The 25,162-nt window shown below is 63.9% G+C and carries 23 protein-coding genes (1 of these 23 only partly in view); 15 read left to right on the top strand and 8 right to left on the bottom strand.

Annotation, left to right across the window (positions count from 1 at the left end):
* Positions 1–296 precede the first annotated feature (296 nt).
* Positions 297–1,184, bottom strand: a complete 888-nt coding sequence (gluQRS, locus tag ACZ899_RS15770) for a tRNA glutamyl-Q(34) synthetase GluQRS (protein WP_234560860.1) — start codon at positions 1,182–1,184, stop codon at positions 297–299.
* Between the two features lie 100 nt (positions 1,185–1,284).
* Complete coding sequence (gene dksA, locus ACZ899_RS15765; RefSeq protein WP_110735134.1) at positions 1,285–1,731, bottom strand: RNA polymerase-binding protein DksA; 447 nt, start codon at positions 1,729–1,731, stop codon at positions 1,285–1,287.
* Positions 1,732–1,944: 213 nt separating this feature from the next.
* Here dksA and ACZ899_RS15760 point away from each other — a divergent pair, with 213 nt between their 5' ends.
* Positions 1,945–3,117: a pyridoxal phosphate-dependent aminotransferase gene (locus ACZ899_RS15760; protein ID WP_234560859.1), complete on the top strand. Its 1,173-nt coding sequence runs from the start codon at positions 1,945–1,947 to the stop codon at positions 3,115–3,117.
* A gap of 3 nt (positions 3,118–3,120) precedes the next feature.
* Positions 3,121–3,834: a DNA/RNA nuclease SfsA gene (gene sfsA / locus ACZ899_RS15755; RefSeq protein ID WP_234560858.1), complete on the top strand. Its 714-nt coding sequence runs from the start codon at positions 3,121–3,123 to the stop codon at positions 3,832–3,834.
* On the opposite strand, the gene ACZ899_RS15750 is transcribed toward sfsA, so the two are convergent.
* A complete protein-coding gene (locus tag ACZ899_RS15750) occupies positions 3,824–4,141 on the bottom strand; it encodes a Rieske (2Fe-2S) protein (RefSeq protein ID WP_203648068.1) in 318 nt (105 codons plus the stop codon). The genes sfsA and ACZ899_RS15750 overlap by 11 nt on opposite strands.
* Positions 4,142–4,302: 161 nt before the next feature.
* On the opposite strand from ACZ899_RS15750, the gene ACZ899_RS15745 reads away from it, so the two are divergent.
* Genes ACZ899_RS15745 through ACZ899_RS15730 form a run of 4 tightly spaced genes read left to right on the top strand, consistent with a single transcriptional unit; the run spans position 4,303 to position 7,894 of the window.
* On the top strand, positions 4,303–5,187 hold the full coding sequence (locus ACZ899_RS15745; protein ID WP_234560857.1) for a heme/hemin ABC transporter substrate-binding protein: 885 nt from the start codon (positions 4,303–4,305) through the stop codon (positions 5,185–5,187).
* Positions 5,188–5,237: 50 nt separating this feature from the next.
* On the top strand, positions 5,238–6,221 hold the full coding sequence (locus tag ACZ899_RS15740) for a FecCD family ABC transporter permease (protein WP_234560893.1): 984 nt from the start codon (positions 5,238–5,240) through the stop codon (positions 6,219–6,221).
* Positions 6,221–6,988, top strand: a complete 768-nt coding sequence (locus ACZ899_RS15735) for a heme ABC transporter ATP-binding protein (protein ID WP_234560856.1) — start codon at positions 6,221–6,223, stop codon at positions 6,986–6,988. The genes ACZ899_RS15740 and ACZ899_RS15735 overlap by 1 nt, the downstream gene beginning before the upstream one ends.
* 12 nt (positions 6,989–7,000) lie before the next feature.
* The gene (locus ACZ899_RS15730) at positions 7,001–7,894 is read left to right on the top strand and encodes a ChaN family lipoprotein (protein ID WP_234560855.1); all 894 of its coding nucleotides are present in this window, start codon (positions 7,001–7,003) and stop codon (positions 7,892–7,894) included.
* Between the two features lie 171 nt (positions 7,895–8,065).
* Here ACZ899_RS15730 and ACZ899_RS15725 read toward each other — a convergent pair whose 3' ends face one another.
* The 5 genes from ACZ899_RS15725 to ACZ899_RS15705 form a co-directional block, all read right to left on the bottom strand.
* Positions 8,066–8,344 (bottom strand): TfoX/Sxy family protein, encoded by a 279-nt coding sequence (locus ACZ899_RS15725; RefSeq protein WP_028691223.1) that lies wholly within the window; start codon positions 8,342–8,344, stop codon positions 8,066–8,068.
* A 331-nt stretch (positions 8,345–8,675) separates the two neighbouring features.
* A complete protein-coding gene (locus ACZ899_RS15720) occupies positions 8,676–9,494 on the bottom strand; it encodes a DUF6708 domain-containing protein (RefSeq protein ID WP_326491843.1) in 819 nt (272 codons plus the stop codon).
* Complete coding sequence (locus tag ACZ899_RS15715) at positions 9,491–12,748, bottom strand: T6SS effector BTH_I2691 family protein (RefSeq protein ID WP_485627631.1); 3,258 nt, start codon at positions 12,746–12,748, stop codon at positions 9,491–9,493. Before ACZ899_RS15715 ends, ACZ899_RS15720 begins: the two co-directional genes overlap by 4 nt.
* 435 nt (positions 12,749–13,183) lie before the next feature.
* Positions 13,184–13,531 (bottom strand): pentapeptide repeat-containing protein, encoded by a 348-nt coding sequence (locus ACZ899_RS15710; protein ID WP_062572758.1) that lies wholly within the window; start codon positions 13,529–13,531, stop codon positions 13,184–13,186.
* A 100-nt stretch (positions 13,532–13,631) separates the two neighbouring features.
* Complete coding sequence (locus ACZ899_RS15705) at positions 13,632–15,194, bottom strand: bifunctional aminoglycoside phosphotransferase/ATP-binding protein (RefSeq protein ID WP_234563019.1); 1,563 nt, start codon at positions 15,192–15,194, stop codon at positions 13,632–13,634.
* Positions 15,195–15,310: 116 nt separating this feature from the next.
* Between ACZ899_RS15705 and mrcB the strand changes: the two genes are divergently transcribed.
* From mrcB to msrQ, 9 genes are all read left to right on the top strand, one after another.
* On the top strand, positions 15,311–17,632 hold the full coding sequence (mrcB, locus tag ACZ899_RS15700) for a penicillin-binding protein 1B (RefSeq protein ID WP_203648062.1): 2,322 nt from the start codon (positions 15,311–15,313) through the stop codon (positions 17,630–17,632).
* Positions 17,633–17,658: 26 nt separating this feature from the next.
* Complete coding sequence (locus ACZ899_RS15695; protein WP_050706955.1) at positions 17,659–18,438, top strand: tetratricopeptide repeat protein; 780 nt, start codon at positions 17,659–17,661, stop codon at positions 18,436–18,438.
* Positions 18,435–18,767, top strand: coding sequence for a YqcC family protein (locus tag ACZ899_RS15690; protein ID WP_203648060.1), 333 nt, complete (start codon positions 18,435–18,437; stop codon positions 18,765–18,767). Before ACZ899_RS15695 ends, ACZ899_RS15690 begins: the two co-directional genes overlap by 4 nt.
* A 407-nt stretch (positions 18,768–19,174) precedes the next feature.
* Positions 19,175–20,899 (top strand): acetolactate synthase 3 large subunit, encoded by a 1,725-nt coding sequence (locus tag ACZ899_RS15685; protein ID WP_232857782.1) that lies wholly within the window; start codon positions 19,175–19,177, stop codon positions 20,897–20,899.
* A gap of 1 nt (position 20,900) precedes the next feature.
* Positions 20,901–21,392, top strand: a complete 492-nt coding sequence (gene ilvN, locus ACZ899_RS15680) for an acetolactate synthase small subunit (RefSeq protein WP_003250040.1) — start codon at positions 20,901–20,903, stop codon at positions 21,390–21,392.
* Positions 21,393–21,445: 53 nt separating this feature from the next.
* Complete coding sequence (gene ilvC, locus ACZ899_RS15675) at positions 21,446–22,462, top strand: ketol-acid reductoisomerase (protein ID WP_027917653.1); 1,017 nt, start codon at positions 21,446–21,448, stop codon at positions 22,460–22,462.
* 151 nt (positions 22,463–22,613) lie between these two features.
* Positions 22,614–23,465, top strand: coding sequence for a CDP-diacylglycerol--serine O-phosphatidyltransferase (pssA, locus tag ACZ899_RS15670; RefSeq protein WP_028691215.1), 852 nt, complete (start codon positions 22,614–22,616; stop codon positions 23,463–23,465).
* A 77-nt stretch (positions 23,466–23,542) separates the two neighbouring features.
* On the top strand, positions 23,543–24,556 hold the full coding sequence (gene msrP, locus ACZ899_RS15665) for a protein-methionine-sulfoxide reductase catalytic subunit MsrP (protein ID WP_234563020.1): 1,014 nt from the start codon (positions 23,543–23,545) through the stop codon (positions 24,554–24,556).
* Positions 24,556–25,162, top strand: the 5' portion of a protein-coding gene (gene msrQ / locus ACZ899_RS15660; RefSeq protein ID WP_234563021.1) for a protein-methionine-sulfoxide reductase heme-binding subunit MsrQ. It continues 2 nt past the right edge of the window; the window shows 607 of its 609 coding nt (coding positions 1–607); it begins with the start codon at positions 24,556–24,558; the stop codon is cut by the window's right edge — 1 of its three bases falls inside, at position 25,162. The genes msrP and msrQ overlap by 1 nt, the downstream gene beginning before the upstream one ends.

The raw sequence follows: 25,162 nt of genomic DNA, 5'->3' as shown, positions 1-25,162 counted from the left end.
CTCGATGGGTTGGGCGCTGCGGGCTTGGACTTATTATTGGCGCAAATGGCTGGGGCGATGCTAGCGGGAATCGGTGCGGTTCGCCAAGGGGTTGAATTTGTTGGGCTTTTGATTTTGCTGAAACGCAGGGCTTGCTGTCTTGCGCGGTCCCTGTAGGAGCGGCCTTGTGCCGCGATGGGGCGCGTAGCGGCCCCAGGTTTTCAGTGTTGCCTCAGATATTGCCGGGGCTGCTTTGCAGCCCATCGCGGCACAAGGCCGCTCCTACAGGGATCGCGTTGGCCGGTCGAACCAGGGCATCAGCGCAATTCAGCTTCGGGCACTGTCATTTGCCGGGCAATATTCTCCGGCCGCCACTGCTGCCGCGCCACCGCCAGCACCTCGGCCGGGCTGGCCCCCGCCAGTGCCGGATCGGCCTGCTGCCCCAATGCCCGCAGGGCACGCAGCAGCAACGGCGTCGCCTGGTCCGCCTCCAGCGGTGGCGAGCGGTACGACTTGCCCAGCTTGTGCCCGTCCGGCTGTACGATCAATGGAATGTGCAGGTAATGCGGCTGCGAGAACCCCAGCAACTCCTGCAGGTACAGCTGGCGCGGCGTGTTGTCCAGCAGGTCGGCGCCGCGCACGATATCGGTAACCCCCTGCCAGGCATCGTCCAGCACCACCGCCAGCTGGTAGGCATACAGCCCGTCGCGACGCTGGATGACGAAGTCGCCCACCTCGCGGCCCAGGTGCTGCTCGAACGTGCCCTGGACCCGATCGCTGAATCGATAGATCAGCTCCGGCACCCGCAGGCGGATCGCCGCGCCTTCGCGGGCGTGCCCGGCGTTGCGGCAAAAGCCTGGGTAGATGCCGTTGTGCCCTTCCAGCTGCTTGCGCGAGCAGGTGCAGGCATAGGCCAGGCCCATGTTGAACAGGCGGTCGACCACCGCGGCATAGGCATCGTGGCGCTGGCTCTGGAACACCACCTCGCCGTCCCACTCCAGCCCGTAGCGCTCCAGCGTCTGCAGGATCGCGTCACGGGCGCCGGGCATCTCCCGGGGCGGATCGGTGTCTTCCATGCGCAGTAGCCAGCGACCGTTCACGGCGCGGGCGTCGAGCCAGGAGGCGAGGGCGGCGACCAGCGAGCCGAAGTGCAGGAAGCCACTGGGAGTGGGGGCGAAGCGGCCGATGTAGCGGGAGTCGTTCATGGATTGCACAGCTATATAAATGAAGACGGGGCGTACCCGTCGTAGAAAGCGGTCAAGCCCGCTTCCACAACCGATACGCCCCGTCTGCGAGGGTCCGGGATCAGCCTTTACCGACAGTCTTTTCCTTCTTCTCTGCAAGCTCCTTGCAGTCGAAGCACAAGTCTGCGGTTGGGCGGGCTTCGAGACGACGCACGCCAATTTCAACACCACATGCGTCACACCAGCCGTACTCTTCGTCCTGGATCAGTTGCAGGGTCTTGTCGATCTTCTTGATCAGCTTGCGCTCGCGGTCTCGGTTACGCAGCTCCAGAGCAAACTCTTCTTCCTGGCTGGCACGGTCAGCAGGATCGGGGAAATTGGCCGCTTCGTCCTTCATGTGGTCCATGGTCTTGTCGACACTGACCATGAGCTCCTGCTTCCAGCCGTTCAGGAGTTTGGTGAAGTGGGCCCTCATCGGGGCACCCATGTATTCTTCACCCTTGGCTACCTGGTATGGCTGGACGCCATAAAGCGATTGACTGGCTTTTTGCTTTTCTAGGGTGGACATGAATAGACCGCCTCTCACTCATCTGATCCAATGCGCAGGCTTGCTTCCATCTCCGGCGCCCGCCGGCCCTGCGACTGCGAGCCGCCGAACTTACCAGATAGATCCGGGGTGCGCTACCCCGCCCTATGCCTGCTTTTGACAGCGGCTTGACCGGAGCGTTCGTTGGCGTGCACAGGTAGAATCACCAGTTTAGACCCAATTGAGAGAAGGCCCATGGCTCAGCCACACAGTGCGCGCAGTCGCGCCATCGAACCCTTCCACGTCATGGCCCTGCTGGCCCGTGCCAACAAGCTGCAGGCCGCGGGCCACGACGTGATCCACCTCGAGATCGGCGAGCCGGACTTCACCACCGCCGCGCCGATCGTCGCCGCAGGCCAGGCCGCCCTGGCCGCCGGGCACACCCGCTACACGGCGGCCCGTGGCCTGCCGCAACTGCGCGAGGCGATTGCCGGGTTCTATGGCCAGCGTTACGGTGTGGACCTCGATCCGGAGCGCGTGCTCATCACCCCGGGCGGCTCCGGCGCCCTGCTGCTGGCCAGCAGCCTGCTGGTCGATCCGGGCAAGCATTGGCTGCTGGCCGACCCGGGGTATCCGTGCAACCGGCATTTCCTGCGCCTGGTCGAAGGTGGCGCGCAGTTGGTGCCGGTGGGCCCGGACGTCAATTATCAGCTGACCGCCGATCTGGTCGAGCGTCATTGGGACAAGGACACTGTCGGCGCCCTGGTCGCCTCACCGGCCAACCCGACCGGCACCGTGCTCGACCGCGACGAGCTGGCCAGCCTTTCCAGGGCCACCCGCGAGCGTCACGGGCATCTGGTGGTGGACGAGATCTACCACGGCCTCACCTACGGCATGGATGCGCCGAGCGTGCTGGAAGTGGACGATGAGGCATTCGTCCTGAACAGTTTTTCCAAATATTTCGGCATGACCGGCTGGCGCCTGGGTTGGCTGGTGGCCCCGCCGTCGGCGGTGGCAGACCTGGAAAAGCTGGCGCAGAACCTCTACATCAGTGCCCCGAGCATGGCCCAGCACGCCGCGCTGGCGTGCTTCGAGCCGCAAACCCTGGCCATCCTCGAAGAGCGCCGCGCCGAGTTCGCCCGTCGCCGCGACTATCTGTTGCCGGCATTGCGCGGGCTGGGCTTCGGCATCGCCGTGGAGCCGCAGGGGGCCTTCTATCTGTATGCCGATATCAGCGCGTTCGGCGGCGATGCCTTCGCGTTCTGCCGGCATTTCCTGGAAACCGAGCACCTGGCATTCACCCCGGGTCTGGACTTCGGCCGGCACCAGGCCAGTCACCATGTGCGTTTCGCCTATACCCAGAGCCTGCCGCGCCTGGAAGAGGCGGTACAGCGCATCGCCCGTGGCCTGCAGAGCTGGCAGGGCTGACCGATGCAGTTTCCGCCCCTGGAACAGGCGCGCCTGCTGCGCCGCTATAAACGCTTCCTGGCCGACATCGAGCTGGCCAGTGGTGAGCAGATCACCATTCATTGCCCCAACACCGGCTCAATGCTCAACTGCATGCGCGAGGGCGGGCAGGTGTGGTTCAGCCGCTCCAACGACCCCAAGCGCAAGTTACCCGGTACCTGGGAGATCAGCGAAACGCCCCAGGGCCGGCTGGCCTGCGTCAATACCGGGCGTGCCAACACCTTGGTGGAAGAGGCGCTGCGCGCCGGGGTGATCAGCGAACTGACTGGCTTCACCACGCTCAAGCGTGAGGTGGCCTATGGCGAGGAGCGCAGCCGGATCGACTTTTATCTGGAGTATGCCGACGGCACCCAGGCCTATGTCGAGGTCAAGAGCGTAACCCTGGGTTACCCCGACACGTCGGTGGCGGCCTTCCCCGACGCCGTCACCCAGCGCGGCGCCAAGCACCTGCGCGAGCTGGCCACCCTGGCGCGCCAGGGTATCCGCGCGGTGCAGCTGTATTGCGTGAACCTGACCGGTATCGAGGCCGTGCGCCCTGCCGAGGAGATCGACGCCGCCTATGCCCAGGCCCTGCGCGCCGCCGTGGCGCAAGGGGTCGAGGTACTGGCCTACGGCACCCGGCTGGATGCGCAGCAACTGGTCATCGACCGTTCGCTGCCGGTGCTGCTCACTCCGTGAGCCAGATGCCCTGGCTGTCTTCCCGGCAGTCCAGGGCCTCCAGCCATTCGCCCGCGCAGGGGCCAGTGATGCATTCGCCGCTTTCTATCAGGAACTGGGCCCCGTGATGGGCGCACTGGATCAGGCTCGCGCTGTCGTCGAGAAAGTTGTCCGCTGCCCAGTTCAGCGGGATGCCCCGGTGCGGGCAGCGGTTGCGGTAGAGGTGGACCTTGCCCTGGCGGCGCACGCCGAACAGCGGCACGCCGGCTACGCTGAAGGCGCGGCTGTGGCCCTCGGCGAGGTCGTTGGAGGCGCAGAGAAAATGCATTGCAGCGGAGTTTCCGGTTAAGCCGTGTGACAAAGGGATGGCTTGACGCTTCAATGCGAATAATTATCAAATTGCCCGCATTCGTCGCGCCAGGCTGTCTATGGTGCGCACTTGTGCCGCCCGCCACAAGGTGTGCTGCCCGCCCTCTGCAAAGGAATCCGATGATGCGCCGTCCCGCTGCCTTGATTGCCCTGTGCGCCGGTCTTGCCCTGTCCGCCCAAACCATGGCCGCCGAGCTGCCGCAGCGCTGGGTCAGCGCCGGTGGCGCCCTGAGCGAGTGGATCAGCGCCCTGGGCGGCGAGCAGCGGCTGGTCGGTGTCGACACCACCAGCCAGCACCCCGAGTCGCTCAAGGCGCTGCCCAGCATCGGTTACCAGCGCCAGTTGTCGGCCGAGGGCATCCTCAGCCTGCGCCCCGATGTGCTGGTGGGTACCGAGGAGATGGGACCACCGCCGGTGCTGGCGCAGATCCGCAAGGCCGGGGTGCGGGTCGAGCTGTTCTCCAGCAAGGCCGAGGTCGGCGCGGTGGACGAGAACCTCAAGCATTTGGGAGCGTTGCTGGGTGACGAGCAGAAGGCCGAGGCGCTGGCGGCGGACTATCGCCGGCAACTGGAGGCGCTGCACAAGCAGGTCGAGCAGGCCCAGGCCGGGCACAAGGCGCCCGGTGTCCTGCTGCTGGTCGGCCATGCCGGCGCCAAGCCGATGATCGCCGGGCAGGGCACCGCCGGGGACTGGGTGCTGCGCCAGGCGGGAGGGCGCAACCTCGCCAATCACCAGGGCTACAAGAACTTCTCGGTGGAGGCCCTCGCCGCGCTGAATCCGGACGTGGTGGTGTTCTCCGACCGGGCCCTCAGCGGCGAGCAGGCCCTGCAGGCGCTGATCAAGGAAAACCCGGCCCTGGCGACTTCGCGCGCGGTGCGCGACAAACGCCTGCTGTCGCTCGACCCGACGCTGCTGGTCGGCGGCCTGGGCCCGCGCCTGCCCGCCACCCTGCATGAGCTGGCCGCCAGCTTCTACCCTGCCGCCAAGGCCAGCTTCAACCCATGAGGCAGCGGATTCGACCACGTACCTTGTTCATTACCCTGGCGCTGCTGTGCCTGCTCGCGGTCTGGCTATCGCTGGCGCTGGGCCCGGTCAGCCTGCCGTTGCTCGACACCCTGCGCGCCGGTTTGCGCCTGATCGGCTTGCCGGTATCCGGCGAGGGCCTGGAGCAGGCCGAGATGATCCTCGGCCAGATCCGCTTGCCGCGCACTCTGTTGGGGCTGGCGGTCGGTGCCGTGCTGGCGTTGTCCGGCGTGGCGATGCAGGGGCTGTTCCGCAACCCGCTGGCCGATCCGGGCCTGGTCGGCGTCGCCAGTGGCGCTGCCCTGGGCGCGGCGGTGGCAATCGTCGGCGGCAGTTGGCTGGGGGGCATTGCCGACTGGTTCGCGCCTTACCTGCTGTCGCTCTGCGCCTTCGTCGGTGGGCTGGGCGTGACGGCGATGGTCTACCGCCTGGGGCGGCGTGACGGGCAGACCAATGTGGCCACCATGCTCTTGGCCGGTATCGCCATGACCGCGCTGGGCGGCTCGGCGGTGGGCCTGTTCACCTACCTGGCCGACGACGCCACCCTGCGCACCCTGACGTTCTGGAACTTGGGCAGCCTCAACGGCGCCAGCTATGAGCGGCTATGGCCCCTGCTGCTGGTGGCGGCGGCCGTGGCCCTGTGGCTGCCGCGCCGGGCACAGGCACTCAACGCGCTGCTGCTGGGCGAGTCGGAAGCCCGTCACCTGGGTATCGAGGTCGAAGCGCTCAAGCGCGAACTGGTGTTCTGCACGGCGCTGGGTGTGGGGGCGGCAGTCGCCGCCGCTGGCCTGATCGGTTTCATCGGCCTGGTGGTGCCGCACCTGGTGCGGTTGGTGGCAGGGCCGGATCACCGGGTGCTGCTGCCGGCGTCGCTGTTGGCAGGCGGTACCCTGCTGCTGTTTGCCGACCTGATTGCGCGCCTGGCCCTGGCCCCGGCGGAGTTGCCGATCGGCATCGTCACCGCGTTCATCGGGGCGCCATTCTTCCTGTTCCTGCTGGTGAAGGTGCGCAGCTGATGCTCGACGTCCAAGGGCTCTCTCTCAAGCGCGGTGGCAGCCTGGTGCTGCACGACATCAACCTGACGCTGCGGCCCGGGCAGGTCCTCGGCGTGCTCGGGCCCAACGGCGCTGGCAAGAGCAGCCTGCTCGGTGCCCTGTGTGGCGAACTGGCGCCCAGCGCCGGGCAGGTGCAGCTCGATGGCCGCGGTCTGGAGGGCTGGTCGGGCCAGGAACGGGCCCGCCGGCTGGCAGTGTTGCCGCAGGTGTCCAGCCTGGGCTTCGCGTTCAGTGTCGAGGAGGTGGTCGGCCTCGGTCGCCTACCTCATGCCAGTGGCCGTCAGCGTGACCGGGAGATCGTCGAGGCGGCGCTGGCGGCGGCGGATGCGGGGCACCTGGTCGAGCGCAGCTACCTGGCGCTGTCCGGCGGCGAACGCCAGCGCGTGCACCTGGCACGGGTGCTGGCCCAGCTGTGGCCCGGCGAGCCGGGTACCACGCTGCTGCTCGACGAGCCCACCTCCGCGCTCGACCCGCTGCACCAGCACACCACGCTGCAGGCGGTGCGCAGCTTCGCCGACCGTGGTGCGGCGGTGCTGGTGATCCTGCATGACCTGAACCTGGCGGCGCGCTACTGTGACCATATCCTGCTGCTGGAGCAGGGCCGCTGCCATGCCCTGGACACGCCGCAACAGGTATTGACGCCAGCGGCGCTGCGGGCAGTGTTCGGTATCGATGTCCTGGTCCAGCCGCACCCGGAGCGCGGCCACCCGCTGATCATCACTCGCTAGGAGCCTTTCACCATGCGCCATCCTGTGCTGTCCGGCCTGTCCATCTGCCTGGCGCTGGCGCTGGGAGGTTGCCAGGCGAGCCTGCCACCCGTGCCGGCCTGGCAGGGTACCGAGGGCCGCGACAACGTCCAGTTGGGGCGGATCATCGAATTGTCCAGCGGCCAGGCCTTGAGCCCCGGGCAGCTGGTCCAGCGCCTGGCCGATGCGCCACGGGTACTGGTGGGTGAAAAGCACGACAACCCCGACCACCATCGCCTGCAGCTCTGGTTGCTGCGCGCCCTGGAGAGCCGCCGCCCCCAGGGCAGCCTGCTACTGGAAATGCTCGAGCCACGGCAGCAGGCCCTGGTCGATGCGCAGAAGGGCAAGGTGTTGCCGGCAGCCGACCTGCCCAAGGCCCTCGACTGGCAACCTGGCTGGGACTGGGCGCTGTACGGGCCGATCATCCGCGAGGCCCTGGGCCAACCTTACCCGTTGCTGGCCGCGAACCTGTCGCCGGAGGAAGTCCGCCAGGCCTATCGTCAGCCCGTGACACCACCGGGTGAACGCTCCAATGCGCCGGCCGTGGTACAGGCGTTGCTGGCACAGGTGCGCGCCGGCCACTGCAACCTGCTGCCGGAAAACCAACTGCCGGCGATGTTGGCGGTGCAGCAGCAGCGCGACCGACGCATCGCCGAGCGGCTGCTGGCCGCGCCGCAACCGGCGCTGCTGTTCACCGGCAGCTACCATGCGCGCAAGGACCTGGGCGTGCCCCTGCATCTGGCCGACCTCGACGCCAAGGCCGAGGGCAAGGTGCTGTTGCTGACGGAAGTGGGGGAGACGGTCGAGCCGGGCATGGCCGACTTCGTCTGGTACACCCCGGCGACGCCGGAGCAGGACTACTGCGCCCAACTGCGCAAGGCGCACTGAATCGCGGGCAAAAAAAGACCCGGCAAAGTGCCGGGTCAATAACCGTGATTAGCCTGATGAGGAGATAATCTGAGCGTCCGAACCAGGGAGCATTCAGGTTACCCAACCGGTCTCGCGACCAGTTGTGATAATCATAACGATTCTCATTTCGACGTCAATGCCTTTTGCGAATTATTTTTCGTTTTTCTGTGCCGGGCACTTCGCGTCGAGCTGTTGGTTCAGCGCCTGCTTGCGTTCGGCCGGCAGGTCGTTCCAGTGCATGTCCAGCAGGGCCCCCTCGATGGCGTACAACAACACCTTCGAAGCCCGGAATCCTCGCGTTCTCACGGCTTGATAGGCACCCACCGCGCCGAGCCGGCGCAGGTCCGAAGCACTGTGGATACCGACGGCGTGCAGCCATTGCGCGGAGGTCTTGCCAAGGTTTTTCAGATGCTGCAATTCATCGTTCATCGAGCCTCCTTGCGATGGCTGAACGGGTCGTGGGGATAAATCGCGAGCAGGTCAATGAGGAGTGTAGCGGGGGTTGTGAATAACGCGGCCTTTTGCCATCTGTCGGCGACGGGATGCCCTTTTGCATCTGCAAACCTGGGCTTACTGAGCGTATTGATGGGGCGTAAAGCGCGAGCCTACTTGCGGACGCATCGCAGTGAATTTGATGGTAAGCCGCTCAGAGCCTAACAGTTAGCTTGCAGAAGTTGTCGCGCCATCCATGCCCCAGCAGGCAGGTATCGCGTGCGTTCAGTTTCTTGTCGATCCTGCACTGTGCGGTCTGCGACCGGCTTCATGTTGGTTCTTCAGGAGTTGGACCGGTACGGGACTCACGGTCTATCGCTTCCGGCCATTGCACCCTGGGGGCCAATCGGCGAATGGGGGTGAGTTCGAAGTCATTGTCCCAATCGCGGGGCGGGCGGACAAAGGTGGGAAGGGCGTCGGGGCCCTGTTGCATGAACAGTCTGATGATCTCCCAGTATCGCTTTCCATCCTCGATGTTATGGGTGAAGAAAAGACGGTCGATGATTTCATCGGTACCTGGCTTGCGGACTGCGATAAGGACTTTCTCGACGACTCCACCATTGCCCATGGGGGCGTAGACACTACAGGCTTCGGCGATGAGGTCTTGCCAGTCGTAGGCTACGGGTCGCACCCCCCATTTCTTTCTGCTGAATATGTGGATGCGATCAAATCGAAATTCATAAAAATAGACTTTTTGCCTGAGTCGGTTGAAGCGGATTGGTTCGTCGCGTGGAAGTTCGATATCCATGCGGACAAAGAATATAGTTGCCCAATATATGCCTGCTAGTGTGACAATTGCTATTGTGATTATGTCTGCTGCGGCTTTTATGCTTCCGGCTATTATCGTTGCTGCAAGAACTGCGATTGGTAATAGCGTAATTAGGAAGCATAGTGTGCCTCCAATGATAAATACTCCTCTTATTTTGTGAGTGGATCTAGGGATTTCTATGTAGGTGTCATTTATTTTGTTTGGTGTGGGTGGTAGTAAGGCTGCGTTAGTCTTTTGTATGGGCTTTTCATTGGGGAGAGGCAGGTCGCATTTCCAGCCCAGAGGATGGCGAGGTAGGTATTCATTGGTTTTAGTCATTCGTTGATCGCCTGGATTTCTAAGTGTGCATAGGCCTCAGGAGAGTTTCGGTCTGGCCAGTAAGTCACGTTTAAAGTTGCAGCCTGTATGCTGTGCCTGCCAAGGCTTGGAGTGAGTTCTATGTGGCCGGTTATGAACTCGGTGGTAGTGGATCCACCGGAGTGCACCACGGCAGATTTTTTGCTGGTTTTTTGGCTGAGGGTATCTGTTCTGTAGTCTTTCACTTTGCGAGAGGGGCGCGACGAGGGTTTTTTCTGCGAGGTTGGCAATGGATGTAAAACCTCATGGGACCCTGTCGCGATGATCTCGCCGCTCGTGTAGTTGGACGGAACCCCATCGCCATGTCGGTGAGCGGTCAGGGACCAGTGATAGCTGTAGCTGGAGGCATCAATGTTGGGGAGGAGGATCTTGAATGTCAGCTTTTGCTCGGTGGCCGCTTGGGCAATCCATCCGATTTTAGCCGTGAGCGTGGGGTCGGCTCTTTGGGTTTCGAATTTTACGCCAGCTTCAACACCTAATGTAGCGGCGTTTAACTCTGCAAAGGCGATATCCGCATGTTCGGGATATTCCCAGTGAATGGCAGGGCTTTCATTGGCTTTGCCGAAATGACAACGTATTGCCCAACGCTCTATAGAACTCGACTCCTTGCTTTCCGCCAGTTTGATCATGCCATAGGAGGCTGCAGCGAGGATAATCGCTATCCCTAAAGGGCCCATTAATGAAGCATTGAAAACTGCTATTGTTGAATAAATTACTCCTACACCTGATGTGGCTGCTGCAAAGGTGTAAGCTGATGCGGCTGTTTTATCCCCGCCTTTCCATGTTCGCTTCAAGGCAAACACTGCCTGTGCCGTATCGTAAATCCCGGCCACGGCCCCCATGACGGCACCTACCCTGACCGTTGCCCGCCCCATTTCTATGACTGTGGCCATCCGTGCCGTCCCCGCAGGTGTCATGGGTATCCTGGTGTTGATCTGCGTGGCGCCGGTCCTGATGATCAAGCCCAGCGTCTCGATCCCGCCACCTAGGATCGCCAGCTTGGACCCATGCAACGCCATCACCGCTTCCCTCGATTTCTCGCCGATCTCGATTTCCGCCTTTTCCAGATTCTTCGCCAGGCTGTCGTGGGTCAGGTACAAGCCGCCTAGGGCCAGCAGGAGCTCCCAGCTGCCCGCCACGCCGCGCACGCCGGTGAAGCTGGTGCGCACCAGCTGCGCCGCCTGTTTCGCGGTGATGCGCATGCCGTGGAGCAGTTGGCGGGCGCTGGCGTCGAGGGTTCCCGCAGCGACCGAGAGGTTGACCAGGCTGATCTGCGCGGCGGCGCTGAGCTGGTTGACGCGCAGACCGGCTTCCTGGGCCAGGCGCTCCTGCAGCACGTCGGCGGTGCCCTCGACCCAGACGCTGACGGTGATGACGCTGTGCGCCAGCTTCGGGTCGAGCACCGCCAGGCTCAGTAGCCCGTGCTGGATGACCGGCCGCACCCAGCGCCTGGACGCGCTCACCTCGGCATCAAATTCGCGCAGGCCCAGGAGCATGCGTTCGCGGGCCTTGGCGGTCTGCGCGCTGGCCTTGTGCTGCAGCTCGCGCAGGTGGGCACTCTGCAGGGCGTAGTACTCGCTGAGCTTCATCTGCACCTGCAGCTCGATCAGTTGCACGCCGTTGTACAGCCACTGGCTGGCGCTGTTCAGGCGCATCACGGCGCGCTGCACGCCGGGCGGCAGCAGGGGCTTCAGGCGCAGGCTGGCGCCATTGATCGCGCCTTGCGTCTCGGCGATGGCCTGGCGCAGGGTGTCGCGCAGGTTCAAGCCGGCATCGTCACTGGCGATGATCTTGCTCAGCGCCCCGTAGAGTTTCTCGCTGTCGCCCCAGTCGGTGGGATCGGTGGTGGAGAAACTGGGCAGCAGCGCGGCGAGCAGGGCCCGGTCGCGCAGGAGCACGGCGCGGTAGGGCGGGCTGTTGGGATCCTGCAGCCAGCGCTGCCACAGCGCCGCGCTGCTGCCCGGGGCAGGGGCGCGGGCTTCGCCGTCCGCGTCGGGGGCCTCGGTAACGCCGCCAGCCAGGCACAGGGCCATGCTCTTGCTGTAGGCGATGCCGGACTCGCGGTCGTCGCCGTCGTAGTCGTGTTCCTCGATGGCGTGGAACAGGCTGCTGTCGCAGAGTTGGGTGTAGGCCTGGGTGTTCAGGTCGATGTAGCGCTGGTACTCGGCTTCCTGGCGCTCGTACTCGGCCTGGAAGCCTGCGCGTAGGGGCTCGTGGTAGCGCTCCTCGAGCCGGGCGACGCCGTCCCGAGCGCGCCGTTCGACCTCGCGCTGGCGCTCGACCTGCGGGTCGACGAACACCGGCGGGCCATCGCCGCTGTGGGGCTCGAAGGACGGGGTCTGCTGCTCGGCCCAGGGCCATTGCATGGCGCGCAGGGTCAGCAGGATCTGCGAGGTCTGCAGCTGATAGGCGCGCAGCGGGTCCTCGCGCCATTGCTGGCGCCGGGCGATCCAGTTGAGGCGCTGGTGGTTGTACTCCTGGACCAGGCCGACGGTGTCGTCGAGCACCAGGGCGAGCACGCCGTGTTCGAGCTGGTGGCGGGCAATGGCGTTGATCAGGTAGCCGCGGGTAGCGGTCTGGCGCAGCAGGCGGCTGTGAAAGCCATGGACACTGTCGAAGGCGCCGGGCAGTTGCTGGTTGTACTCGAAGACCTCGCGGTCCACCTGCAGCTCGCTGAGGGTCATGGCCATGCCCACCTGGGCGGGGTCGCTGCGGGCGAGGGCGAGGTCCAGCACCTGGAAGCGATCGGGAGGGGTCTTGGCGTTGCGATAGGCATTCAGCACGCTGGGCGGCCAGGCGTCGCTGCTGAAGGCGATCCAGGCGGTGGAGAAGGCCTCGGTGTCGACGGTGAGGAAGGAAGAGGGGATGTCGTGGTTTTCGCCCAGGCACTGGCGGGCGAGCAGACGCGGTGGTGCGGGTGGCGGCTCGAGGGGGTTGAAGCGGCGCAGGTGGGCCTCGTCGGTGACTTCGTAGGCGTACCAGATGCGCTGGTCGAGCAGGACATACAGGTAGCCGGTGCGCAGGGTGCGCAGACCCATGCGGGTGGCGACCTGATCGCCGCCGGCCAGGGGGTGACGGTAGGCCGGGCGCAGGTCCGGGACCAGGGCCCGGCGCAGGGGCAGGATGGGCAGGCCCTTGCGTTCGCAGGCCTGGCACTGGTCGTGGGGCAGGACGGATTCGGCGATGACGTGGGCGATTCGCTTGCTGAGGGTCATGGGCGTTTTCCGGAATGTGGCAGGTTGGCTGCACATACCGCCGCATCGAGCATCTGGATAGGCGATATCTGCTCTGGATCGTCGGACAGTTGCGAGCGACGGTTACGCAGAGCAGAAACACTAGCGAGGAACGGGTTCTCGATGGGTAACAGGGCTTCCCAAATCCGTGTAGGACGTTTCTCTAACTGTCCATTTGGGCCTGATTTGGCAGCGTTTTGTTACAGCTAAAGGGATTCCTGGGAACTCTCATCGTGCGTCAGGAGGGTTATCCGCAAGCAGATCAATACCCTTGTCGATCCAGGCAGTCCTAAATCTATGACATCAGCCATTCGATCAGGCTGGCCATTTGCAGGCATATCAGGAGTAGGAGCGCTCCGCGCCCCTATCCCTGGGAGGACGGGATTCCTAAAGAAGACAGTTGCCCTGAGGCACGGTCTAGCGAGCGCTGCGATAACGCATCCGCGTCCCGAACTTCACCGACATCAGGATTTCGTCGGCGCTGAGTTCGGCCGGGAAGTAGGTCCCGGAGATCTGCGCATGGGCGAGGCTCGCGCCCTCCAGGCCGTTCTCGCGCAGGTCGAGCCCGCGCAGGTCGGCGGCGCGAAAGTACGCGTCGGTGAAGTCGATGCCGCGCACGTCCAGGTCGCGCAGGTCCAGGCCGCGGAAATCACCGCCTCGAAAGTCGATAGTCGAATCGCTGGGTTTTTCGCGGTTGAACGCCGCGATCTTCTCGTCGCGGATCATCGAGTACAGGACGTTGTCCAGCTGACGGGGCTGATTCATGGCGGCGCCTCCTCCGTGGGGTGTGATGATATTGTAATGACATCACTGGAGGGGCGCCGGACTTCAGGCGTGAACTGTCGACTGCTTCACGCCTTGCGGGTCAAAGGCCGGGCAGGTGCTGGCGGATCTGCTCGATCAGTTGGTCCATGCTGGCGCTTTCCTGGGTGTTCACGCGCTTGCTGTGCTTCTGCTCCTCGGCATCCAGCGGGTCGCGGCTGGCTTGCTGCGCCTGGATCACTTCCAGGGTGGCGTCCGAAGGGTCGATGGCTTCGGCCTGGCGCTGGGCCAGCCAGCTGGCGATCACCGCGTCGGGGGCCTGGCAGTCGAGAATCAGGAATGGCGCGCCGGTCTTGTTGGCCACGTCCGCCGCCGCCTTGCGCTGCTGCTGCTTGAGGTAGGTGGCGTCGAGCACCACCGGGAAGCCGGCGCGCAGGATGATCGCCGCCAGCTCATGCAGGCGCTTGTAGGTGGCAACGCTGGCCTCCTTGTCGTAGATGCCTGCCTCGAGCTGGCCGGCGTTGTCTGCCGATTGCTTGCCGAACAGGCGCTTGCGCTCGACATCCGAACGCACCCGGATTGCGCCCAGCGCTTCGACCAGGCGCATGGCCACGTGGCTCTTGCCCACCGCCGAGACGCCCTCGGTAATGGCCAGCAGGCGCGAGGGAATGGCGCTGTAGCTTTCGGCCAGGTTGGCGTAGTTGCGGTAGGTGCGCAGGGTGGTGGCGCGCTGCACGCCGTCGGCGTCGGGCGACAGGCTGAACAGCGCGACCTTGGCCCGCACCAGGGCGCGGTAGGCCTTGTAGAAGTTCAGCAGCTCCAGACCTTCGTAGTCACCGGTCAGCTCCAGGTATTGGCTGATGAAGCGTCGCGACAGGCACTTCAGGCCGCGGTCCTCGAGGTCCATGGCCAGGAAGCCGACGTCGGCGTAGACGTCGGTCAGGCGGAACGGCTCGTTGAACTCGATGCAGTCGAAGATCACCACCTTGCCGTCGATCAGGGTGGCGTTGCCCAGGTGGATATCGCCGTGGCACTCACGGATGAAACCATCGGCCTTGCGCGCCTCGAGCAGACCATGCAGGCGCTTGAAGCTGTCCTGGGCCCAGGCCTGCAGGTTGTCCAGTTGCTGCAGGTCGGCCTTGTCGGTCAGGAACGGGCGGATCTGCTCGAAGTTCTGCTCCACCGGCGCCATGACCGCGTCCGGGGTGCCCAACGGATGGTCGACTGGCACTTTCGGCGCCTGCAGGTGGAACTCGGCGATCTGCCGGGCCATCTGGTCGATGTGACCGGCGTTCAGCTCGCCGTTGGCCTGCAGGGTGCTGAGCATCTGGTCCTGAGGGAACTGGCGCATCTTCAGCGCGTACTCGATCGCCGGGCCTTCGCCGCCGATCTGCGGGGCCTCGACGCTGCCGGTGATCGGCAGCACTTCCAGGTACAGGCCTTCGGTCAGGCGCTGGTTCAGCCGCAGCTCTTCGTTACAAAAATGCCCGCGCTGGTCGAGGCCGGTGAAGTCGAGGAAGCCGAAGTTCATCGGCTTCTTGATCTTGTAGGCGTACTCGCCGGTGAGCAGAACCCAGGAGATATGCGTCTCGATGAGCTGGAAGCCCGCGACAGGGTGCGGATAGAGGGCGGGGTTCTGCAGCGCGCTGATCAGGGCTTGGCTCACGGATCATCCTTCAGGGGTCAGGGAATTCGAATCGGACATTATGGTCAATGGTGCCGTCCCTGCAAACCGCCGTAGGCGTCTGCCCCCCTTTTCCAAAGTGCGTATAATCCGCCGCCATGACACGTACCCGAAATTCCCGCACCTCTAAAAAACGCCCGACCGGCCGCGCCCGCGCCTGGCTGGGCTGGGCGCTCAAGCTCAGCCTGGTCGGCCTGGTGGTGATCGCCGGCTTCGCGGTTTACCTCGATGCGACCGTCCAGGAGAAGTTCTCCGGCAAGCGCTGGACCATCCCGGCCAAGGTGTATGCCCGGCCGCTGGAGCTGTTCGTCGGCCAGAAGCTGAGCAAGAACGACTTCCTCACCGAACTCGATGCCCTGGGCTATCGCCGGGAAGGCGTGGCCAATGGCCCGGGCGCCGCGTCGGTCAATGGCAACAACGTCGACCTCAACACCCGTGGTTTCCAGTTCTACGAGGGCATGGAGCCGGCGCAGTTCGTGCGCGTGCGCTTCTCCGGCGACTATGTCGCGGGCCTCAGCGGCGCCAATGGCGGCAAGCTCGACGTGGTGCGCCTCGAGCCGTTGATGATCGGCGGCATCTACCCGAAGAACCTCGAAGACCGCATCCTGATCAAGATCGACCAGGTGCCGCCGTACCTGGTGGAAACCCTGATCGCCACCGAAGACCGCGACTTCTACAGCCATTTCGGCGTGTCGCCCAAGTCCATTGCCCGGGCCGTCTGGGTCAACACCTCTTCGGGCGCCATGCGCCAGGGCGGCAGTACCCTGACCCAGCAGTTGGTGAAGAACTTCTTCCTCACCAACGAGCGCAGTCTCAGTCGCAAGCTGACCGAAGCGATGATGTCGGTGCTGCTGGAAGTGCACTATGACAAGCGTGAAATCCTCGAGGCCTATCTGAACGAAGTGTTCATCGGCCAGGACGGCCAGCGCGCGGTGCACGGCTTCGGCCTTGCCAGCCAGTTCTTCTTCAGCCAGCCGCTGCAGGAACTCAAGCTGCACCAGATCGCCTTGCTGGTGGGCATGGTCAAGGGCCCGTCCTACTACAACCCACGCCGTCACCCCGAGCGCGCCCTGCAACGGCGCAACCTGGTGCTCGACCTGCTCGCCGAGCAGGGCGTGGCCACCCAGGAGGTGGTCGATGCAGCGAAGAAGATGCCGCTGGGCGTGACCAAGCGCGGCAGCCTGGCCGACAGCTCGTTCCCGGCCTTCCTCGACCTGGTCAAGCGCCAGCTGCGCCAGGATTACCGCGACGAAGACCTGACCGAAGAAGGCCTGCGCATCTTCACCAGTTTCGACCCGATCCTGCAGATGAAGGCCGAGACCGCCATGAGCGAGACCTTCAAGCGCCTGGCCGGGCGCAAGGGCGCCGACGAAGTGGAGTCGGCGATGGTCGTCACCAACCCCGAAACCGGTGAGGTGCAGGCGCTGATCGGCAGCCGCCAGTCGGGCTTCGCCGGCTTCAACCGCGCCATCGACGCCGTGCGGCCGATCGGCTCGCTGGTCAAGCCGGCGGTCTACCTGACCGCGCTGGAGCAACCGAGCAAGTTCACCCTGACCAGCTGGGTGCAGGACGAGCCGTTCTCGGTCAAGGGTGCCGACGGCCAGGTGTGGCGCCCGCAGAACTACGATCGCCGCCCGCACGGCACCATCTACCTGTACCAGGGCCTGGCCAACTCCTACAACCTGTCGACCGCCAAGCTCGGCCTGGAAGTGGGCGTGCCCAACGTGATCAAGACCATCGGTCGGCTCGGCGTACAGGTTGACTGGCCGGCATTCCCGTCGATGCTGCTGGGCGCCGGCGGCATGTCGCCGATGCAGGTCGCGACCATGTACCAGACCATCGCCAACGGCGGCTTCAACACGCCGATGCGCGGTATCCGCAGCGTGCTCACCGCCGAAGGCGAGCCGCTCAAGCGCTACCCGTTCCAGATCCAGCAGACCTTCGACCCGGGTTCGATCTACCTGGTGCAGAACGCCATGCAGCGGGTGATGCGCGAAGGCACCGGCCGCTCGGTGTACAGCGTGCTACCAAGCTCGCTGACCCTGGCGGGCAAGACCGGTACCAGCAACGACTCGCGCGACAGCTGGTTCTCCGGCTTCAGCCAGGACTTGCTGGCGGTGGTCTGGCTGGGCCGCGACGACAACGGCAAGACGCCGTTCACCGGTGCCACCGGCGCGCTGCAGGTGTGGACCAGCTTCATGAAGAAGGCCGACCCGCTGCCGCTGGACATGCCGCAGCCGGACAACGTGGTGCAGGCCTGGATCGATCCTTACAGCGGCCAGGGTTCCGACGGCAGCTGTCCGGGAGCGGTGCAGATGCCGTATATTCGTGGCAGTGAACCACCCGCTGGCGCCACCTGTGGTGGCGAGCAGAACCCGGCCGAAGAGGTGATGGACTGGGTCAAGGGCTGGATGAATTGAGCGCGAGCTTCTGAAGAGGGTGTGAAGTGAACAAGTGGTGGATTCCTGCCGTGGCGGCAGTGACCGTGCTGCACGGCTGTGCCAGCGTCCCGCGTGGCAACATTCCGGTGGTCGATTCGAGCACCCGGGTCTCCAACAGCGAGCGCGTCTCGGCCAACCGCACGTCGGCCTATCCGACCAGCGGCGGCAGCAGCCAGGCCCGGTCGTTGCCGGAAGACTCCGGCGTCACCGTGATGATCCCGCAAGGGACCGGCGGCGCGCCGATCCAGTCGTTCCCGGCAGGTACCGGCCCGGCACCGATCAGCACTGGGCCGATCACCCCGGGTCCGGTCAGCAGCGGCCCGATCAGCACCAACCCCAACCCGATCGCCGACGAGCCCTTCGACATCGCCTCGATGAGCAATCCGGCGCCGGTCACCAGCGCGCCCACCGGGATTCCGCGGGGCAACGTCTCCGGCGGCGGCCTGTCCGCCGACGAACAGCTCGACGGCCCGGTGCTGGCGCTGCTGACCACCGCCCAGCAGCAGCAGGGCAGTGGCGACTTCAACGGCGCCGCGTCGAGCCTGGAGCGTGCCCAGCGCATTGCCCCGCGTGAGCCGCAGGTGCTGTTCCGCCTGGCCCAGGTGCGCCTGTCGCAGGGCGACGCCGCGCAGTCCGAGCAACTGGCGCGGCGCGCCCTGACCTACGCCAATGGTCGCCCCGACCTGCAGGCGCAGCTGTGGAACACCATCGCCCAGGCCCGCGAGAAGCAGGGTGACAGTGCCGGCGCGGCCCTGGCGCGGCAGAAGGCGCGGGTCAACCTGTGATGGAACAGCGCATTCTCGATATCGCCGACCATCTGCTGCTGATCGAGCGCGAGCTCAAGGTCCAGGGCTGGTGGAGTGATGCCGCACCCAGCGCCGAGGCGCTGGCCAGCGTGGTGCCGTTCGCCGTCGACAGCATGGCCTTCGAACAGTGGCTGCAGTGGATCTTCCTGCCGCGGATGACGCTCATTCTCGAGCACGGCCACCCGCTGCCCAATGCCTCGGGCATCCTGGTGATGGCCGAGACGGTGTTTGTCGACCGTCCGGAACAAAGCCGCGAGCTACGGCGCCTGTTGGCAGAATTCGACCAATTGATCAGCCCCTCCGCCTGATTTCTTCTCTTTTTCCATCAAGGGCCGCAGATTGTGGCCCTTTTTTATGGAAATCTTCTTAAATCTGCTGCTGGGCACCTTTTTAGTGGTTGCAGCAATTCATCTTGCGGAAAAATTGGCAATAATTTTTCTTGACTTGTGCGCGCCGAATCACAAGAATCCAGATTCCGCTGTAGAGGGACTGCCAGAAGCAGACCCGCTAAGCAGATCATGAGGCGCACACCCGCGCCGACTTGTAACACCCCGCAACGCGTTACCTCGCGCTGGGTGGGAAGGCCCGCAACACACCAGGGCACTCCCAATACTTGCTCAGTCAGTGCTGACGTTCGCTCATGCTCTGCTTGGCAGTAAACCTATTAAGACCCGCTCAGTGAGGGCGGTATTCTGGCGTTTTAGAGGTGAACAACGTGGAGCTTTTATCTGGCGCTGAGATGGTCGTCCGCTTCTTGCGTGACGAAGGCGTTAAGCACATCTACGGGTACCCTGGTGGTGCTCTCCTTCATGTTTACGATGCCCTGTTCAAGGAACCGGAAGTCCAGCACATCCTGGTCCGCCACGAGCAGGCTGCCACCCATATGGCGGACGGTTACGCCCGTGCCACCGGCAAGGCCGGCGTGGTACTGGTGACTTCCGGCCCGGGCGCGACCAATGCCATCACCGGCATTGCCACCGCCTACATGGATTCCATTCCGATGGTCATCCTGTCTGGCCAGGTGCCCAGCACCATGGTCGGCACCGACGCGTTCCAGGAAACCGACATGATCGGTATCTCCCGGCCGATCGTGAAGCACAGCTTCATGATCAAGCACGCTTCGGAAATCCCCGAAGTCCTGAAAAAAGCCTTCTATCTTGCGCAGTCCGGCCGTCCCGGCCCGGTAGTGGTCGACATTCCAAAAGATATGACCAACCCGGCCGAGAAGTTCGAGTACATCTACCCGAAAAAGGTCAAGCTGCGTTCGTATAGCCCGGCTGTTCGTGGTCACTCCGGGCAGATCCGCAAGGCGGCCGAGATGCTCCTGGCGGCCAAGCGCCCGATCGTCTACTCCGGCGGTGGCGTGATCCTCGGCGGCGGCTCCGAAGCCCTCACCGAAATCGCCAAGACGCTGAACCTGCCGGTCACCAACACCCTGATGGGCCTCGGTGGCTTCCCGGGCACCGATCGCCAGTTCCTCGGCATGCTCGGCATGCACGGCAGCTATACCGCCAACATGGCCATGCACCACGCCGACGTGATCTTCGCCGTCGGTGCGCGTTTCGACGACCGCGTGGTCAACGGCCCGGCCAAGTTCTGCCCGAACGCCAAGATCATTCACATCGACATCGACCCAGCGTCGATCTCCAAGATGATCAAGGCCGACGTGCCGATCGTCGGCCCGGTCGAGAGCGTGTTGAGCGAGATGCTCACCATCCTCAAGGAAATCGGCGAGCAGCCTGACAAGGCGGCGCTGGATGCCTGGTGGAAGCAGATCGACGAATGGCGCGGCGACGGTGCGCTGTTCCCCTACGACAAGGGCGACGGCAACCTCATCAAACCGCAACAGGTGATCGAGACCCTGTGCGAAGTGACCAACGGCGATGCCTTCGTCACCTCCGACGTGGGCCAGCACCAGATGTTCGCGGCACAGTACTACCGCTTCAACAAACCCAACCGCTGGATCAACTCCGGCGGCCTGGGCACCATGGGCTTCGGTTTCCCGGCGGCCATGGGCGTCAAGCTCAACTTCCCCGACCAGGACGTGGCCTGCGTTACCGGTGAAGGCAGCATCCAGATGAACATCCAGGAGCTGTCCACCTGCATGCAGTACGGCCTGCCTGTGAAGATCGTCAACCTGAACAACGGTGTGCTGGGCATGGTCCGCCAATGGCAGGACATGGCCTACAACGGTCGCCACTCGCACTCCTACGTCGAGTCGCTGCCGGACTTCGTCAAGCTGGCCGAGGCCTATGGCCATGTGGGCATCCGCATCACCAGCCTGAAAGACCTCAAGCCGAAACTGGAAGAGGCTTTCGCGATGAAGGACCGCCTGGTGTTCATCGACATCGCGGTCGACCGGACCGAGCACGTCTATCCGATGCAGATCAAGGACGGCTCGATGCGTGACATGTGGCTGAGCAAGACGGAGCGTACCTGATATGCGGCACATCATCTCTTTGCTGCTGGAAAACGAACCCGGTGCCTTGTCTCGCGTGGTCGGCCTGTTCTCCCAGCGCAACTACAACATTGAAAGCCTGACCGTGGCACCGACCGAAGACCCGACCCTGTCGCGTCTGACGCTGACCACCGTTGGCCATGACGAGGTGATCGAGCAGATCACCAAGAACCTGAACAAGCTGGTCGAAGTGGTCAAGCTTGTCGACCTGTCGGAAAGCGCCCACATCGAGCGCGAGCTGATGCTGGTCAAGGTCAAGGCCACCGGTGCCCAGCGCGCCGAAATCAAGCGCACCACGGATATCTTCCGTGGCCAGATCGTCGACGTGACCGCCAGCGTGTACACCGTGCAACTGAGTGGCACCAGCGACAAGCTGGACAGCTTCATCCAGGCCATCGGCACCGCATCGATTCTCGAAACCGTGCGCAGTGGCGTCACCGGCATTGCCCGTGGCGACAAAGTGCTCAGCATCTAACTTCAAAAACTAGCGATGGCTCCGCTGGGGCCGAGATATAACAGGGGTATTTCATGAAAGTTTTCTACGATAAAGACTGCGACCTTTCCATCATCCAGGGCAAGAAAGTCGCCATCATCGGTTACGGTTCGCAAGGTCACGCCCAGGCGTGCAACCTGAAGGACTCCGGTGTGGACGTTACCGTCGGTCTGCGTAAAGGTTCGGCTACCGTTGCCAAGGCAGAAGCCCACGGCCTGAAAGTGGCTGACGTGGCTACCGCCGTCGCCGCTGCCGACCTGGTCATGATCCTCACCCCGGACGAATTCCAGGGCCAGCTGTACAAGAACGAGATCGAGCCGAACATCAAGAAGGGCGCCACCCTGGCCTTCTCCCACGGCTTCTCGATCCACTACAACCAGGTCGTTCCGCGTGCCGACCTCGACGTGATCATGATCGCGCCGAAGGCTCCGGGCCACACCGTGCGCTCCGAGTTCGTCAAGGGCGGTGGTATCCCTGACCTGATCGCCATCTACCAGGACGCCTCGGGCAACGCCAAGAACGTCGCCCTGTCCTACGCCGCTGGCGTCGGTGGCGGCCGTACCGGCATCATCGAAACCACCTTCAAGGACGAGACCGAAACCGACCTGTTCGGTGAGCAGGCCGTTCTGTGCGGCGGTACCGTCGAGCTGGTCAAGGCCGGTTTCGAAACCCTGGTCGAAGCGGGCTACGCCCCGGAAATGGCCTACTTCGAGTGCCTGCACGAGCTGAAGCTGATCGTCGACCTCATGTACGAAGGCGGTATCGCCAACATGAACTACTCGATCTCCAACAACGCCGAGTACGGTGAGTACGTCACCGGCCCTGAAGTCATCAACGAAGAATCCCGCAAGGCCATGCGCAATGCCCTCAAGCGCATCCAGGACGGCGAGTACGCGAAGATGTTCATCAGCGAAGGCGCCACCAACTATCCTTCGATGACCGCCAAGCGCCGCAACAACGCCGCCCACGGCATCGAAATCATCGGCGAGCAACTGCGTTCGATGATGCCGTGGATCTCGGCCAACAAGATCGTCGACAAGACCAAGAACTGAGTCTTGCGTCGATAAATGAAAAACGCGGCTTCGGCCGCGTTTTTTCGTTTGCGCGGTCAGCTTCTGGTATAAAGCGACCAGTGGCTCGCTGTTAGAACGGTTTTGCCGAGCCCATGTCGAACATATTCCACCCTGTTGCAAGGTACTTTTCATGAGCGAACGTCCCGAAGAGCCGAACAAGCCCTCCGACGCCGAAAGCCTGCTACCTGTCGATGAGCACGTTGAAGAAGGTCACGACGCCGAAGGGCGCAAGGTGCGTCACCGCGGTATCTATCTGCTGCCCAACCTGTTCACCACCGCGAACCTGTTCGCCGGCTTCTATTCCATCATCAGCTCGATGAGCGCGCAGAGCGCCCTGAGCGCGGGTGATCCACGGGAGGCGAGCAAGTATTTCGCCTTCGCCGCCATCGCGATCTTCGTCGCCATGGTCCTCGACGGCCTCGACGGCCGCGTGGCGCGCATGACCAATACGCAAAGTGCCTTCGGTGCCGAGTACGACTCGCTGTCGGACATGGTCGCCTTCGGCGTGGCGCCGGCGTTGCTGGCGTTCGGCTGGGCCCTGGGCGACATGGGCAAGGTCGGCTGGATGGTCGCCTTCATCTATGTGGCTGGCGCTGCGCTGCGCCTGGCACGCTTCAATACCCAGGTCGGCACCGCCGACAAGCGTTACTTCATCGGCCTGGCCAGCCCGGCGGCGGCCGGCGTGGTGGCCGGTACCGTCTGGGCGTTCAGCGACTACGGCATCCAGGGCTCCAAGCTGTCGTTCCTGGTGGCGCTGCTGGTGGCAGCCGCGGGCATGCTGATGGTCAGCAACATCAAGTACAACAGCTTCAAGGAACTCGACCTCAAGGGCCGCGTGCCCTTTGTCGCGATCCTGGCCGTGGTGCTGGTGTTCGCCGTGGTGTTCAGCGACCCGCCGCGCATCCTGCTGCTGATCTTCCTCGCCTATGCCGCGTCGGGGCCGATCCAGTTCCTGTTGCGGGCGCGCCGTCGTAAATCCTGACAAGGATTTAATCGCGGAATAACCTGCCGGCTCCATAGTCTTACGTGTACATCAGTGACCCGTACTGTGGAGCCGCCATGCTCATCAAGCTTCCCCGATCCAGCGACTGCAAGTCGTCCGAGATCACCCCCGAAGATTTCTACCTCTCCCGTCGCAAGCTGCTGGGCGCCAGTCTTGCAGGTGCAGCCCTGGGTGCTTTGCCCCGGTTGGGCGCCGCGGCGGAGGTTTCCCGCTATGCCGATGTCGAGGCGGGCAGCGCGCCGGGCTGGTTCACCGATAAGCTCGGCGCCACGCGCTGGCAGGCGGTTACCGTCAGCGGTGAGACGATCACGCCGTTCAAGGACGCCACCCACTACAACAACTTCTACGAGTTCGGGCCCGACAAGGGCGATCCGGCGGCCAATGCCGGCAGCCTGAAGACTGAGCCCTGGAGCCTGGTGGTGGATGGCGAGGTGGCCAAGCCCGGGCGCTATGCGCTGGAGGACTTCGTCAAGCCTTACCAGCTCGAGGAGCGGATCTACCGCCTGCGCTGCGTGGAGGCTTGGTCGATGGTGATTCCCTGGTTGGGCTTCCCCTTGGCTCAGGTGCTAAAGCAGGTCGAGCCAACCTCGAAAGCGCGCTATATCCGTTTCGAAACCCTGGAAGACCCGAAGAGCATGCCCGGCCAGCGGTCCGGCTTTGCCCTGATCGACTGGCCGTATGTGGAGGGCTTGCGCCTGGACGAGGCGATGAACCCGCTGGCGATTCTGGCGGTGGGCATGTATGGCCGTGAGCTGGCCAACCAGAATGGCGCGCCGCTGCGCCTGGTGGTGCCATGGAAGTACGGATTCAAGAGCATCAAGTCGATCGTGCGCATCAGCCTGGTGGCGGAGCAGCCGCAGACCACCTGGCAGGGGCTGGCGCCGGACGAGTACGGCTTCTATGCCAACGTCAACCCGATGGTCGACCACCCACGTTGGACCCAGGCCCGGGAGCGCCGCCTGCCCAGCGGGCTGTTCAGTCCCAATGTGCGCGATACTTTGATGTTCAACGGCTATGCCGATGAAGTGGCTTCGCTCTATACCGGCCTCGACCTGCGGAAGAATTACTGATGCGTTATCCCTGGCTGCGCCTGGCGATCTTCGTGACTGGTTGCCTGTTCCCCGTGTGGTGGCTGTACGAGGCGGCCATGGGGCTGCTTGGTCCTGATCCGGGCAAGATCATGGTGGACCGTCTTGGGCAGGGGGCGCTGATCTTTCTCTTGATTACCCTGAGCATGACGCCGCTGCAGCGGCTGACGGGGTGGTCGGGGTGGATCGTGGTGCGGCGCCAGCTGGGGCTGTGGTGCTTTGCTTATATAGTGCTGCACATGACGGCGTACATGGTGTTCATCCTGGGGCTGGATTGGGGGCAGTTCGGCGTCGAGCTACGCAAGCGGCCCTACATTATTGTCGGTGCCTTGGGTTTTCTTGGTCTGCTGGCGCTGGCGGTCACCTCCAACCGGTATAGCCAGCGACGCCTTGGCGCACGGTGGAAGAAGCTGCACCGGCTGGTCTATGTGATTCTCGGGTTGGGGCTTTTGCACTTCCTGTGGATCGTGCGCTCGGACCTGAAGGAATGGGCGGTGTATGCCGCTATTGGGATCATCCTTCTGGTGCTGCGTATTCCCCCGGTGTGGCGGCGTGTTCCACGATTGGTCGGACGGGGGAGGGCGGCCT

The organism is Pseudomonas sp. TE31087, from assembly GCF_057284075.1.
Note: the sequence above shows the minus strand (reverse complement) of the source record. Positions and strands in the feature narration are given on the sequence as shown.

Bases quoted from the DNA above. Each gene is read 5' to 3' on its own strand.
- gluQRS (WP_234560860.1), bottom strand. From the start codon at position 1,184: ATGAACGACTCCCGCTACATCGGCCGCTTCGCCCCCACTCCCAGTGGC.
- dksA (WP_110735134.1), bottom strand. From the start codon at position 1,731: ATGTCCACCCTAGAAAAGCAAAAAGCCAGTCAATCGCTTTATGGCGTC.
- ACZ899_RS15760 (WP_234560859.1), top strand. From the start codon at position 1,945: ATGGCTCAGCCACACAGTGCGCGCAGTCGCGCCATCGAACCCTTCCAC.
- sfsA (WP_234560858.1), top strand. From the start codon at position 3,121: ATGCAGTTTCCGCCCCTGGAACAGGCGCGCCTGCTGCGCCGCTATAAA.
- ACZ899_RS15750 (WP_203648068.1), bottom strand. From the start codon at position 4,141: ATGCATTTTCTCTGCGCCTCCAACGACCTCGCCGAGGGCCACAGCCGC.
- ACZ899_RS15745 (WP_234560857.1), top strand. From the start codon at position 4,303: ATGATGCGCCGTCCCGCTGCCTTGATTGCCCTGTGCGCCGGTCTTGCC.
- ACZ899_RS15735 (WP_234560856.1), top strand. From the start codon at position 6,221: ATGCTCGACGTCCAAGGGCTCTCTCTCAAGCGCGGTGGCAGCCTGGTG.
- ACZ899_RS15730 (WP_234560855.1), top strand. From the start codon at position 7,001: ATGCGCCATCCTGTGCTGTCCGGCCTGTCCATCTGCCTGGCGCTGGCG.
- ACZ899_RS15725 (WP_028691223.1), bottom strand. From the start codon at position 8,344: ATGAACGATGAATTGCAGCATCTGAAAAACCTTGGCAAGACCTCCGCG.
- ACZ899_RS15720 (WP_326491843.1), bottom strand. From the start codon at position 9,494: ATGACTAAAACCAATGAATACCTACCTCGCCATCCTCTGGGCTGGAAA.
- ACZ899_RS15715 (WP_485627631.1), bottom strand. From the start codon at position 12,748: ATGACCCTCAGCAAGCGAATCGCCCACGTCATCGCCGAATCCGTCCTG.
- ACZ899_RS15710 (WP_062572758.1), bottom strand. From the start codon at position 13,531: ATGAATCAGCCCCGTCAGCTGGACAACGTCCTGTACTCGATGATCCGC.
- mrcB (WP_203648062.1), top strand. From the start codon at position 15,311: ATGACACGTACCCGAAATTCCCGCACCTCTAAAAAACGCCCGACCGGC.
- ilvN (WP_003250040.1), top strand. From the start codon at position 20,901: ATGCGGCACATCATCTCTTTGCTGCTGGAAAACGAACCCGGTGCCTTG.
- ilvC (WP_027917653.1), top strand. From the start codon at position 21,446: ATGAAAGTTTTCTACGATAAAGACTGCGACCTTTCCATCATCCAGGGC.
- pssA (WP_028691215.1), top strand. From the start codon at position 22,614: ATGAGCGAACGTCCCGAAGAGCCGAACAAGCCCTCCGACGCCGAAAGC.
- msrP (WP_234563020.1), top strand. From the start codon at position 23,543: ATGCTCATCAAGCTTCCCCGATCCAGCGACTGCAAGTCGTCCGAGATC.